The 13256-nt window shown below is 73.1% G+C and carries 11 protein-coding genes; 10 read left to right on the top strand and 1 reads right to left on the bottom strand.

The window, feature by feature from the left end; translation table 11 throughout:
* Positions 1-385 precede the first annotated feature (385 nt).
* The 5 genes from aspS to ACIBBF_RS26385 all read left to right on the top strand — a co-directional run bounded on the left by aspS (position 386) and on the right by ACIBBF_RS26385 (position 5219).
* Positions 386-2185 carry an aspartate--tRNA ligase gene (aspS, locus tag ACIBBF_RS26405; protein WP_397419401.1) on the top strand — a complete coding sequence of 600 codons (1800 nt, stop codon included), beginning with the start codon at positions 386-388 and terminating at the stop codon, positions 2183-2185.
* Complete coding sequence (locus tag ACIBBF_RS26400) at positions 2182-2964, top strand: GNAT family N-acetyltransferase (RefSeq protein ID WP_397419399.1); 783 nt, start codon at positions 2182-2184, stop codon at positions 2962-2964. The genes aspS and ACIBBF_RS26400 overlap by 4 nt, the downstream gene beginning before the upstream one ends.
* Before the next feature lie 96 nt (positions 2965-3060).
* Positions 3061-3729 carry a DUF4190 domain-containing protein gene (locus tag ACIBBF_RS26395; RefSeq protein ID WP_397419397.1) on the top strand — a complete coding sequence of 223 codons (669 nt, stop codon included), beginning with the start codon at positions 3061-3063 and terminating at the stop codon, positions 3727-3729.
* 138 nt (positions 3730-3867) lie between these two features.
* Entirely contained in the window at positions 3868-4470 is a 603-nt protein-coding gene (locus ACIBBF_RS26390) for a DUF4190 domain-containing protein (protein ID WP_397419395.1), read from the top strand.
* Positions 4471-4592: 122 nt separating this feature from the next.
* On the top strand, positions 4593-5219 hold the full coding sequence (locus ACIBBF_RS26385) for a DUF4190 domain-containing protein (protein WP_397419394.1): 627 nt from the start codon (positions 4593-4595) through the stop codon (positions 5217-5219).
* A 37-nt stretch (positions 5220-5256) separates the two neighbouring features.
* Here ACIBBF_RS26385 and ACIBBF_RS26380 read toward each other — a convergent pair whose 3' ends face one another.
* Positions 5257-6654, bottom strand: a complete 1398-nt coding sequence (locus ACIBBF_RS26380) for an FAD-dependent monooxygenase (protein ID WP_397419392.1) — start codon at positions 6652-6654, stop codon at positions 5257-5259.
* Between the two features lie 106 nt (positions 6655-6760).
* Between ACIBBF_RS26380 and ACIBBF_RS26375 the strand changes: the two genes are divergently transcribed.
* From ACIBBF_RS26375 to ACIBBF_RS26355, 5 genes are all read left to right on the top strand, one after another.
* On the top strand, positions 6761-7333 hold the full coding sequence (locus tag ACIBBF_RS26375; RefSeq protein ID WP_397419390.1) for a TetR family transcriptional regulator: 573 nt from the start codon (positions 6761-6763) through the stop codon (positions 7331-7333).
* Positions 7334-7548: 215 nt separating this feature from the next.
* Positions 7549-9174, top strand: a complete 1626-nt coding sequence (locus ACIBBF_RS26370; protein ID WP_397419388.1) for an ABC-F family ATP-binding cassette domain-containing protein — start codon at positions 7549-7551, stop codon at positions 9172-9174.
* Between the two features lie 84 nt (positions 9175-9258).
* The gene (locus tag ACIBBF_RS26365; RefSeq protein ID WP_397419386.1) at positions 9259-10266 is read left to right on the top strand and encodes a chitinase; all 1008 of its coding nucleotides are present in this window, start codon (positions 9259-9261) and stop codon (positions 10264-10266) included.
* 171 nt (positions 10267-10437) lie between these two features.
* A complete protein-coding gene (locus ACIBBF_RS26360; protein ID WP_397419384.1) occupies positions 10438-11769 on the top strand; it encodes a ricin-type beta-trefoil lectin domain protein in 1332 nt (443 codons plus the stop codon).
* On the top strand, positions 11769-13070 hold the full coding sequence (locus ACIBBF_RS26355; RefSeq protein WP_397419382.1) for an alginate lyase family protein: 1302 nt from the start codon (positions 11769-11771) through the stop codon (positions 13068-13070). The genes ACIBBF_RS26360 and ACIBBF_RS26355 overlap by 1 nt, the downstream gene beginning before the upstream one ends.
* Positions 13071-13256 lie beyond the last annotated feature (186 nt).

The following is a 13256-nucleotide window of genomic DNA, read 5'->3' as shown; positions in this document are numbered from 1 at the left end:
TGTTCGCATTCGCGTTCTCGAACTCACCCGCCACCACCGACAAACTCGACCCCAACTCACGCACCGCATCCAGATCAACCCGCAGATCCACCATCGCGACCTCCTACGGCTCCCGACGTCCCTGTCCCTGTCCCGACCTGGGAGAATACTGACGCCGCAGCAGCAACGCCACGAAAAAGTTCACCCGCGTCACCGGTCCGGGCGCCGGTTCACGCAGACGTCCGGGCGCGTGCACCGCCAACGACCGTCGTCCACAGGGCGGAGCCCGCGCGCAGGTCTCAACGACTAGACTCGCTGAGCGCCGTCAGGCGCCCGTGCCCCGGCGTGCGGCCCGTCCAGGGCGCCACGTGGCCGGACCCACCTTCCGTACGAAAGGAACCTCCCCGTGCTCCGCACCCACACGGCCGGCTCATTGCGGGCCGAGCACATCGGCCAGACCGTCACCCTCACGGGCTGGGTCGATCGCCGCCGTGATCACGGGGGAGTGGCGTTCATCGACCTGCGTGACGCGTCCGGCATCGCCCAGGTCGTCATCCGCGACGAGGAGATCGCCCACCCGCTGCGCGCCGAGTTCGTGCTGCAGGTGACCGGCGAGGTGGGCCGTCGCCCTGAGGGCAACGCCAACCCCAACCTCGCCACCGGCGAGATCGAGGTGGTGGCGACCGAGGTCGTCACGCTCAACGAGTCGGCCCCGCTGCCCTTCCAGGTGTCCACCGCGCTGGCTGACACCGAGGTGATCGGCGAGGAGGCGCGCCTCAAGCACCGCTACCTCGACCTGCGTCGTCCCGCCCCCGCCCACGCGCTGCGTCTGCGGGCCAAGGCGAACCAGGCGGCGCGCCGCGTGCTCGACGAGCACGAGTTCGTCGAGATCGAGACGCCGACGCTGACCCGGTCCACCCCGGAGGGTGCCCGCGACTTCCTGGTGCCCGCGCGTCTCGCGCCCGGCTCCTGGTACGCCCTGCCGCAGTCGCCGCAGCTCTTCAAGCAGCTCCTGATGGTCAGCGGCATGGAGCGCTACTACCAGATCGCCCGCTGCTACCGCGACGAGGACTTCCGCGCGGACCGGCAGCCGGAGTTCACGCAGCTCGACGTCGAGATGAGCTTCGTCGACCAGGACGACGTGATCGCCCTGGCCGAGAAGATCCTCACGGCCCTCTGGGACCTGATCGGCCACAAGATCACCACGCCGATCCCGCGCATGACGTTCCACGAGGCCATGCGCCTGTACGGCACCGACAAGCCGGACCTGCGCTTCGGCAACCCGATCGTCGAGCTCACCGACTACTTCAAGGACACGCCCTTCCGCGTGTTCCAGGCGGAGTACGTGGGCGCCGTCGTCATGCAGGGCGGCGCGTCGCAGCCGCGCCGGCAGTTCGACGCCTGGCAGGAGTGGGCCAAGCAGCGCGGGGCGCGTGGCCTCGCCTACGTCACCTTCTCGGAGGACGGCGAGCTGGGTGGTCCCGTCGCCAAGAACCTGTCCGACGAGGAGCGCGCCGGCCTCGCGGCCGCGACCGGCGCGGCCCCCGGTGACGCCGTGTTCTTCGCCGCCGGCAAGACGGGGGAGGCCCGGGCGCTGCTCGGTGCCGCCCGCCTGGAGATCGCGCACCGCACCGGCGTGATCGAGGCCGCGGAGGCCGCGGGCGAGTGGTCGTTCGTGTGGGTCGTGGACGCGCCGCTGTTCAAGCCGGCCGGCGAGGACGACGACGTCGACCTCGGCTCGTCCGCCTGGACCGCCGTGCACCACGCCTTCACGTCGCCCACGCCGGAGTGGATCGACACGTTCGAGAAGGAGCCGGGCGAGGCCCTCGCCTACGCCTACGACATCGTGTGCAACGGCAACGAGATCGGCGGCGGCTCGATCCGAATCCACCGCCGCGACGTGCAGGAGCGCGTCTTCGAGGTGATGGGCATCGGGCACGAGGAGGCGCAGGAGAAGTTCGGCTTCCTGCTCGACGCCTTCGCGTTCGGCGCCCCGCCGCACGGCGGCATCGCCTTCGGCTGGGACCGCATCGTCGCGCTGCTGACCAAGTCGCCCTCGATCCGCGACGTCATCGCGTTCCCGAAGTCGGGCGGCGGGTTCGACCCCCTCACCGCCGCCCCGGCGCCGATCACGCCGGAGCAGCGCAAGGAAGCCGGCGTGGACTTCGTCCCGGAGGCCGTTCCGGCACCCGCCCCCACGGCGTGACGCGGCTGGGCGGACACGGGCTCGACCACGTCTTCCATACCGTCCGGACCGACTTCCTCCAGGTGATCCGTTCCTGGACGGACAGCACCGGGCCCGACGACGCCGGTGCGGCCGGCGTCATCGAGCTCGGCGACCCGACGGGTGAACGACCCGGCCGGGTCGTCGCCGCCGTGGGGGAGCCGCGCCGGGTGGCGGACCTGCTGGCGACCGTGACGCCGCAGGACGTGGTGCGGGGCGCGACGGTCACCCGCGGTGCCGGGGTGCTGGCCGCCCCGACCCTGTCGGCGTGGGGCCTGCGCCCGGCCACGACCTGGGACCGCATGGTCACCGAGACGGCGCCCGTGGTGCCCGACCTGGGTGCGGCCGCCGTCGTCCCGCTCGACCTGGATCGCGACGCCGACGAGATCGAGGCGGTGCTCGCCGAGGCCAACCCGAGCACACGGCACGGTGTGCGAGGCCGCCATGCGCGCCGCGCCCGCTGGTCTGGGGTGCGGATGCGGTCGGCGGGCGAGGGGTACCGCACGGGCGCGCTGGTCGCGGCCGGGTCCGCGACCCCGGTCCCGGGCGGCGCGGTCCACCTGGGCTCGATCGGGACGCTCCCGGCGTTCCGCGGTCGCGGGTACGCCGGAGCGCTGACGGCCCGCATGACAGCGGACGGCGTGGCCGGGCACGGGCTGGTCACGCTCGGGCTCTACGCCGACAACCTCGCGGCGCGCCGCGTCTACGAGCGGCTCGGCTTCGTGGTGGCGCACCGGGTGGAGACCTGGCAGCCCGTCTGAGCCTCCTTCCCGCGCGGGCCTGCGCCAACACTGGTTAGGTGGATCTCAAGGGGCGCCGGTCCCGGTGCCCGGGATCCACACCTGGAGGGCGGTTCCATGACCGAGAACGACGGCGGCGCACCACGCGATCCTCAGCGGGACCCGGAGACGCCGCCCACGCAGCCGCTGCCCGAACCGGCCTCGGGCGCCGAGCAGGTGCCGCCGGGCGCCACGGAGCCAGGGCCTGCGGGTCCTGCCGGCCAAGGCCCCGGCGCACCGTACGGCCGGTCCGCCCCCACGAGCGGGTACGAGCCGCCGGCCGAGGCGAGCGGCTCCGAGCAGCCCGCGTACTCCGAGCAGCCCGCGTACCCCGAGCAGCCCGCGTACTCCGAGCAGCGGGCCGCAGGCACGCCCTCCGAGCAGTCCGGCGCGCAGGGACCCTACGGTGGTGCTCCGGCCCCGCAGTACGGGTACGCGCCTGCCCCGCCCAAGAACGACCTGGGCGTCTGGGCGTTGGTCACCGGCATCCTCAGCTACGTGATGTGCCCGCTGCTGCTCGGCATCGCCGCGATCATCACCGGGACCATGAGCCGCCGGGCCGCGGACGAGGGGCTGGCCAACAACCGTGGCATGGGTACGGCCGGGCTGATCCTCGGGTGGATCAACGTGGCGCTCTTCGTCCTCGTGGCCGCCTTCTTCATCGTCGCGCTGGCGGCCGGGCTCCTGGCCGGTGGGCTCGGCGAGTGGAACGACGTGAACGACATGCCCCGGTACCGCGACTACTGAGCCTCCCACCTGCGCCGACGTGGGGAGGCCTCCCCATGCGTTTCTGCTGCCGTGCGGGGCGTCCGGCCTGTAGGTTAGGGCCCTCCGCGCCGGTCGTCCCGGCCGCGACCAGCGATGAGCAAGCAGAGAGGTAGCACGATGACCCAGCCTGACGGCGGACAGTCGCCCTACGACCCGCCGCAGCAGCCGCAGCAGCCCGAACCGGGCGGTCAGCTGCCCGGCGCCGTCCCGGGGGAGCCGGCGCCGTACCAGCAGACGCCGTACCAGCAGGCACCCTACGAGCAGGCGCCCCACGAGCAGGCGCCGTACCAGCAGGCGCCGCAGGCTCCGGTCTACGCGCAGGGCGGGCAGCCCTACGCCTACGGTGCCGCCCCGCTGCCCAAGAACAGCCTCGGCGTGTGGTCCCTCGTGCTGGGCATCCTGGCCGTGCTGGGCTGCGGCATCCTGACCGGTATCGCGGCCATCATCGTGGGGCACAAGAGCCGGGCCGCCCAGCGCGAGGGGCAGGCCGACAACGGCGGCATGGGCCTCGCCGGCATCATCACGGGCTGGGTCGGCATCGCGTGGACCACGATCTACGTCGGCTTCCTCATCGTGATCGCGATCTTCGCCATCAACGACCCGTCGTTCCAGGACGGCTTCGAGGACGGTTTCGAGAGCGGCTACGAGCAGGAGTACGGCGACGTGCCGACGTCGGACCCCGAGCTGGACGCGCTCCTGGAGGAGCTCGAGAACAGCTAGTCCCGTCTCACCGGTCAGCCCGCCGTGCGACCGAGGTGTCCAACCCCTCGGTGGCACGGCGGGCTGATCTGTCGCTGCACCCCCTCGCGCCGTCCGGCGCGGTCGAGCACGGAAGGCACCCGATGACCCACCACGACGCGTCCTCGCCGGAGGAGCCGCAGAGCCCGCCCGGTCCACCGCAGCCGGGGTTTCCGCCCGGCCCGCGGCCCCAGGACCCCTCGGGCACCGCGCCGTCGTACGGCTCTGCTCCGCAGCCGCCGTACCCGCCGGCCCCGCCGTACCAGCCGTCGACGTACGCCCAGGGCACGCCGTCGCCGTACGGGCAGGAACCCCGGTCCCCGTACGGCCCCGGCCCCCAGCCGCAGTACCCGTCGGGCCAGCAGCCGCAGTACCCCTCCGGTCAGCTCCAGCCGTTCGCGCCGCAGGGCCCGCCCCGGCAGTACGGTGCTCCGCCGCAGTACGTCTACGCGCCCGCCCCGCCGAAGAACGACCTCGGCGTGTGGTCCCTCGTGACCGGCATCCTGAGCTGGGTCGTCTGCCCGTTCGTCCTCGGCGTCGTCGCCATCGTCACCGGGAACGCCAGCCGGAAGGCGGTGCAGGAGGGCCTGGCGAACAACCCTGGCTCGGCCACGGCGGGACTCGTCCTCGGCTGGATCAACGTGGCCCTGATCGGCGTCGCGGTGCTGGTGTGGGTCGCCTTCCTGGTCCTCGGCGTTCTTGGGGCGGCCCTCTCGGTGACCCAGGTCTGAGCCAGGTCCCGCGCGGTCGAGGGCTCCGGCGCCGGCGTCAGTCGGCGCCGGCGACGTAGCCGTCCGGGCGGACCAGCAGCGTGGTCGCCCCGCCGTCGGTCCGGCGGGCCTCGACGCGTTCGGCGCGGTCGACCTCGCCGAGTGCGGCGGGCAGGTCCGCGGCGGGCGCCCCCGCCGGGGCGACGAGCACGAACCGCCCGGCCCGCAGCGCCTCGGCGAGGCGCGTGCCGCCCTCCAGCGGCAGGTCCCGGGCCCGGCTCCCGACCAGCGGGTGTGCCCCGCGCGGGCGGCGGTAGGCGACGCCCAGGGCCGAGACGGTCAGCGCCGCCCGGCGGCGGACGGGGGCCACGTGCGACACCGCTCCGACGACGGCACGCCGTGCGGCCGCGGCCACGGGGCCCGGGATGGTGGCGATCCGCAGGATGCCGCCGCTGACACGCAGCACCTGCCGGCCGACGGGGTGCCGTTCGGCCTCGTAGGAGTCGAGCAGGGCGTCGCGCGCGCCGGCGGGCAGCCGGAGCCCCGCGGCGAGCTTCCAGCCGAGGTTCGCGGCGTCCTGCAGGCCCGTGTTCATGCCGAGGCCGCCCGCCGGGCTGTGCACGTGCGCGGCGTCCCCGGCGAGGAGCACGCGGCCGGCGCGGTAGGTGGGCGCCTGCCGCTCGTCGGCGTGGAACCGCGACAGGAAGCGCGCCTCGGTCATGCCGTAGTCGTCGTGCAGGGTGGCGCGGGCGACGGCACGGACCTCGTCGAGGTCCACCGGCACGTCCTCGCCGACGTCGCGGTTGCCGTGCCAGCCGATGAACCGGTACCAGCCGTCGCCGAAGGGGGCGAGGAAGCCCAGGGAGTCGTTCTCCGCCGCGACGGTGAGGACGTCGTCGGGCCGGCGGGCGAGCCGGACGTCCGCCAGGACCATCGAGCGGATGACGGCGTGCCCGGGGAACGGGATGCCGACGGCCTCCCGCACCGTGGATCGGGACCCGTCGGTGCCGACCAGGTACGCGCCGCGCACCGTCGACCCGTCGGCGGCCGTGACGGTGACGCCGTCGTCGTCCTGGGTCAGGCCGGTCACCGCGGTGTCGTGCCGGAAGACGGCGCCCGCGGCCTCGGCCCGTCGCCGCAGCAGCCGCTCCACCTCGTACTGGGGCGCGATGAGCACGTACCCGAACCGCGAGGGCAGATCACCCAGGTCGAGAGTGAGGCGCTGGAGGAGCCGCAGGCTCCGCACCGGGGTGCCCTGCGGAAGCAGTTCGTCGGCCAGTCCGCGCGCGTCGAGCACCTCCAGGCTGCGGGCGTGGACGGCGAACGCCCGGGTGAGGTTGCTCAGGCCCGCCGGGCGCTTCTCCAGCACGGTGACGCGGGCCCCCGCGGTGGCGAGGTCTCCGGCGAGCAGGAGGCCGGTCGGCCCGGCTCCGACGACGATGACGTCCGTGTCCATGGTGTCCTCCTCCACTCGTTGCCAACGCCTGTTGGCCAACGCTTGTTGACAACGGTAGCTAGTCCGGATGGCGAAGGTCAACAGGTGTTGGCATACAGTTGTTGGCATGACTGGGCCCGAGACTCCCCGCCGTCGCTCCGACGCCACGCGAGCCGCGATCCTCGAGGCGGCGCGGGAACGCTTCGCCTCTGACGGGTACGAGCGTGCGACGGTGCGCGCGATCGCGCACGACGCCGGGATCGATCCCTCGATGGTGATGCGCTACTACGGCTCCAAGGAGGGCCTGTTCGCCGCGGTGATCGACGTCGAGCTCGACTTCCCGGACCCGGACGGCATCGACCCGGACGCCGTCGGCGTGGTGCTGGTGACGCACTTCCTCGACCTCTGGGAGCGGGACAGCGTGCTGCGCACCCTGCTCCGGGTGGGCGTCACGAACGCCGCGGGCTCCGACCGCCTGCGCGACGTCTTCCGGACCCAGCTCGTGCCCGCCGCCCGGGCGTTCGGTCACTCCGCAGCCGACGCCGACCGGCGCGCCGCCCTGGTCGCCTCGCAGGTGCTCGGGATGGCGCTGGTGCGGTACGTGGTGCGGTTCGAGCCCGCCGTGGACCTGACGCGCGACGAGATCGTCGCGTGGCTGGCCCCCACCGTGCAGCGGTATCTCACGGCCGCGGAGCCGTGAGGGCGCCCGGGCGGCGCGGATCACGTTGCACGCCCGCGTGCGTCGTGGCAGGCTGTGCACGCTCCTGCGGGTGTGCCGCGTGTGTGAGGGAGCGATCCGAAGGACTGTGATGACGGGCATCTCCCGGTACGAGACCACCTCGCGCTGACGCCTGCCCTGCTGCACCACCCGCGGTACCCGGCGTCGGCTCACAGCCACCACCCGGGAGTCCTTCGATGTTGTCCACCCCTTCCGTCGTGCTGCACGACGTCACTTTCGCCTGGCCTGACGGCGCCGTCGCGCTCGATCACGTCTCGGGCGCCTTCGGCCGTGGTCGCACCGGCCTGACCGGCCTGAACGGTGCCGGCAAGTCCACGTTGCTGCGCCTGGTCGCCGGCCTCCTGACGCCCACCTCGGGCCGGGTCGTCCTGAGCGGCGCCGCCGACTACCTGCCGCAGCGCATCACGCTCGACACGCACACCACCGTCGCCGACCTGCTGGGCATCACGCCCGTCGTGCGCGCGCTGCGCGCGATCGAGTCGGGCGACGTCGACGAGGCGCACTTCGACACCGTCGGCGACGACTGGGACGTCGAGGAGCGTGCGGTCGCGCTGCTCGCCGCCACCGGGCTGCCGACCGGCCTGGACCGGTCGGTCGGCACCCTGTCCGGCGGCGAGGCGATGCTGACCGCGATCACCGGGGTGCGGCTGCGCCAGTCGAGCGGCGGCGGCACCGTCGCGCTGCTCGACGAGCCGACCAACAACCTGGACGGCGACGCCCGCGAGCGCCTGTACGAGCTGGTGCGCGGCTGGCGGGGCGCGCTCGTCGTCGTCTCGCACGACCTGGCGCTGCTGGAGCTGATGGACGACACGGCCGAGCTGCGCGCGGGGACGCTGACCACGTTCGGCGGCCCGTACTCGGAGTACCGGGCGTGGCTGGAGGTGCAGCAGGAGGCGGCCGAGCAGGCGCTGCGGTCGGCCGAGCAGACGTTGCGCCGGGAGAAGCGCCAGCGGATCGAGGCGGAGGAGCGGATCGCGCACAGCGAGCGCAAGGGCCGTAAGGACGCCGCGAACAGCAAGTACGTCAAGGCGGTCGTCAACGACCGGCGCAACGGCGCGGAGAAGGCGGCCGGTTCGCGTCGCGGGATGCTGGACGACAAGGTCGATGCGGCGCGGGCCGCCGTGGACGCGGCCGGGCGCGCGGTGCGGGACGACGACCGGATCTCGGTGGACCTGCCGGACCCGGGCGTCCCCGCGGGGCGGCGGCTGGCCGTGCTGCGCGGCGCGGACGGCCGGGAGGTGGTGATCCAGGGTCCGGAACGGGTGGCCCTGACGGGCCCGAACGGCGTGGGCAAGACGACGCTCCTGGAACGCCTCCTGTCCACCGCCGGCACTCCACGGGACGGGTCGGGCGGGGCGGCCGCGTCCGGAGTGGTCGTGACCGAGCGGGTGGCCTACCTGCCGCAGCGGGTGGACGTGCTGCCGGAGGCGGCGTCGGTGCTGGACGCCGTTCGCGAGGGTGCGCCGCACGTGCCGCCGGGCGAGCTGCGCAACCGGTTGGCCCGGTTCCTGGTGCGGGGCGCCGCGGTGGACCGGCCGGTGGCGACGCTGTCGGGCGGGGAGCGCTTCCGGGTGGCGCTGGCGAGGCTGCTGCTCGCGGACCCGCCGGCGCAGCTCCTGGTGCTGGACGAGCCGACGAACAACCTCGACATCGCCAGCACGGACCAGCTCGTGGCCGCGCTCGCGGCGTACCGTGGCGCGCTGCTGGTGGTGAGCCACGACGGGGCCTTCCTGGACCGGCTGGACCTGGACGCGGAGGTCCGGCTGGACGCGGAGGGCAACCTGACGCAGGTGCGGAGGTAGCGCGTCGGGTACGGGATAACCCTGATGCGCCACATTTCACCCGGGTTGTACGGTCTCCTTACTTAGTGACCGAACCTCCGGGAGATGACGATGAAGACGAACCCGAGGCGCCTCGGCGTACTCAGCGCGCTGACCGCGGCGGTCCTCGCCGCCGGTGGCATGGCGGGCGCCGCCGCCATGGAGGTCAGCGGGCCCCGGGTCGAGCCCCAGGCCGAGGTGGCCAAGATGCCCGGCGCGCCGTACCTGTACCTCGGCTGGGGTGACCCGCAGAGCGCGACGGCGGTGATGGGCGAGACCGGCGTGTCGGCGTTCACGATGGCCTTCATGCTGTCGTCCGGCGGCTGCACCCCCGCGTGGGACGGGCAGCGGCCGCTGACGGGCGGCGTCGACCAGCAGACGATCGACGCCGTCAAGGGCGCGGGCGGTCAGGTGCAGATCTCGTTCGGCGGCTGGTCGGGCAACAAGCTGGGGCCGAACTGCTCGAGCCCGGAAGCGTTCGCGGGCGCGGTGCAGCAGGTCATCGACGCGCACGGGCCCGACGTCGTGGACTTCGACATCGAGAACACGGACGAGCTGGAGGACTACGCGGTCCAGGACCGCATCCTGCAGGGCATCGCCATCGTCAAGCGGGACAACCCCGACGTGCAGGCCGTCGTGACGATCCCGACGTCGACGACCGGGCCGTCGGGAGCCGGGGCGCGCCTCATCACGCGTGCCGCCGAGCTGGGCACGCCGATCGACAACTACACGATCATGACGTTCGACTTCGGTGGCACCGACATGGTCGCCGACTCGATCAGCGCGGCGCAGGGCCTGCGCGACCAGCTCAAGGCCGCGCACGGCTGGTCCGACGCCGAGGCGTACGCCCACTCGGGCATCTCGGGGATGAACGGCGTGTCCGACGTCGGTGAGACCACCACGCCGGCGCAGTGGACCGAGATCCGCGACTGGGCGAGCGCGCAGGGTCTGACCCGGTTCGCGTACTGGGCGGTCAACCGGGACCGTGGCTGCGAGGGTGGCGGCGTCACCTCCAACTGCAGCGGCATCGCGCAGGAGGACCTCGCGTTCACCCGGATCACCGCCGGGTTCTAGGCCTCCGGCGCTCCTGGGCCGCCGTCGGGTACCGCCCGGCGGCGGCCCACGGCATCTCCGGGTGCGTGAACCTGTGTGGTGCCTGTACGGGGAAGCCCCAATGTTGCGGGCATCAAAGAAGTCGTACGTTCTCTTCACTTACAGCCTTGAAAGTTGAAGAGGAGGACGACCATGCAAGCACGTCTACGGCGCCGTGTCCTCGGTGGCCTCGCGACGCTCTCCCTGGTGCTCGCCACGGCGCTCGCGCTGGGCGGCCCGGTGCCCGTCGCGCAGGCCGCGACCGGCGCGATCACCGGGTACGGCGGCAAGTGCGTCGACGTCGCGGCGGCGAGCCCCGCCAACGGCACGCAGGTACAGCTCTACGGCTGCAACGGCACGAGCGCCCAGACCTGGGACGTACGCTCCGACGGCACGGTCCGTGCGCTCGGCAAGTGCCTCGACGTGGCCGACGCCGGTACGGCGAACGGCACCCGCGTGCAGATCTGGGACTGCAACGGCACGGCCGCCCAGCGGTGGACCGCCGGTGCCGACGGCACCCTGCGGGCCCTGGGCAAGTGCCTCGACGCCACCGGGCCCAGCTCGGCCGACGGCACGCCGCTGCAGATCTGGGACTGCTTCGCCGGTGACAACCAGCGCTGGGCCCTCCCGACGGACGGCGGGAACCCCCAGCCGAACCCGGCGAAGATGCCGGGCGCGCCCTACCTGTACCTGGGCTGGGGCAACCCGCCGAGCGCGACGTCGGTCATGAGCCAGACGGGCGTGCGGGCCTTCACCATGGCGTTCATCCTGTCCTCCGGAGGCTGCAACCCGGCGTGGGACGGCAGCCGCCCGCTCACCGGCGGCGTCGACCAGCAGACCATCAACGCGATCAAGGCCGCGGGCGGCCAGGTGCAGATCTCGTTCGGCGGCTGGTCGGGCAACAAGCTCGGCCCCAGCTGCTCGACGCCGGCCGCCTACGCCGGGGCCGTGCAGCGGGTCATCGACGCGCACCAGCCGCACGTCGTGGACTTCGACATCGAGAACTCCGACGAGTTCGAGAACTACACGGTGCAGGACCGCATCCTGCAGGGCCTGACCATCGTCAAGCAGAACAACCCGAACGTGAAGATCGCCGTGACGATCGGCACGGGCCGCAGCGGCCCCGAGGGTGCGGGCACCCGGCTGATCAACCGGGCCGCGCAGCTCGGCGTCCCGATCGACAACTACACGATCATGCCGTTCAACTTCGGGTCCTCGAACATCGCGCAGGACACGGTCAACGCGTCCGAGGGGCTCAAGAACCAGCTCAAGGCGGCCCGCGGCTGGACGGACGCCCAGGCGTACGCGCACATGGGCATCTCCGGCATGAACGGGAGCTCCGACCAGGGCGAGATCACCACGACCGCCGCGTGGACGCAGATCCGGGACTACGCGCGGAACAACGGCCTCACGCGACTGGCCTTCTGGTCGGTCAACCGCGATCAGCCCGGGTTCGAGTTCACGCGTATCACGGGAGGCTTCTGATGAGGATCCGCAGCAGGAGGGCATCCGTCCTGGTCACGCTCGCGGTCGCCGTGGGCCTGGTGCTGCCCGCGGCGGCCGCAGGGGCCGCGGCCGCCACGCCCGGGCCGCGCGCCGCCGTCGGGCAGCAGGCGCCCGCACTCCCGGACGTGGTGCCGGACGTGGTGCCGGACGCCGGGTCCGGTGCCGTGGCCGCCGACGTGCCGACCACGTTCACCCACCCCGGCGTGCACGTCAGCGCGCCGCAGCTCGCGTTCGTCCGGCAGCAGGTGCAGGCCGGGGCGCAGCCCTGGCGCAGCGCGTACGACGCGATGATGGGCAGCCGGTACGCGTCGCTGTCGTACACACCGCACCCGCGGGCCGTGGTCGAGTGCGGGTCGTACTCCAACCCGAACTACGGGTGCACCGACGAGCGCGAGGACGCCATCGCGGCGTACACGCACGCCCTGGCCTGGTCGATCACGAGGGACACCCGGTACGCGAACAAGGCGATCTCGATCATGAACGCGTGGTCGCCGGTCATCCGGGACCACACCAACTCCAACGCCCCGCTGCAGACGGCGTGGGCCGGGTCGGTGTGGCCGCGGGCCGCGGAGATCATCCGCTACACGGGCGCGGGCTGGGCGGCGGCCGACGTCGACCGGTTCGAGACCATGCTGCGCGACGTCTACCTGCCCGAGGTGATCAACGGCTCCAACAGCAACGGCAACTGGGAGCTGTCGATGATGGAGGCGGCCGTCGGCATCGCGGTCTTCCTCGACGACCGGAACGCCTACGCCTCGGCCCGGCAGCGGTTCCTGGTCCGGGTGCCCGCGTTCATCTACCTGACCTCGGACGGGTCGGTGCCGCGCACCGTGCCGGGCTCCGGCCGGGACACACCCGAGGAGATCTTCTCCTACTGGCACGGCCAGCGGACGCTGGTCAACGGCCTGGCGCAGGAGACCTGCCGCGACTTCACGCACACCGGCTACGGCATCTCTGCCATCTCGCACGTGGCCGAGACCGCCGCGATCCAGGGCGACGACCTGTACCCGCAGGTGGGGGAGCGGCTGCGGCACGCGCTCGGGTTCCACTCGACCTACCAGCGGGGCACGGCGGTGCCGTCCTGGCTCTGCGGCGGCTCGCTGCACCTCGGCCTCGGCCCGGTCACCGAGGTCGGGTTCAACGCCCTGCACAACCGGCAGGGGTTCGCGATGAGCAACACCCAGGCCCTGACGGAGTCCAGCCGCCCGGCGGGCACCAACAACCTGTTCGTCGCGTGGGAGACCCTGACCCACGCGGACAACCCGAACGTGCTGCCGTGAGGAGCTGACCGGGCGGCTTCAGCCCTCGGTACCGCGGGGTCGGCAGCGTGCATCACGAAGTCGGCCGTCTGGCGCCCGGGGGGGCCCCCCCCCCGCCCCGCCCGGGGGGGCCCCCCCCGCCCCGGGGGCCGCCCCCCCCCCGCCCGGGCCCGGGGGAGAGGGTGCCCCCGGGGGCGCCACGGCACA

The organism is Promicromonospora sp. NPDC050880 (assembly GCF_044456525.1).
Lineage (GTDB): Bacteria > Actinomycetota > Actinomycetes > Actinomycetales > Cellulomonadaceae > Promicromonospora.
The sequence above is the reverse complement of the archived record's forward strand: the minus strand, read 5'-3'. Positions and strand labels throughout refer to the sequence as shown.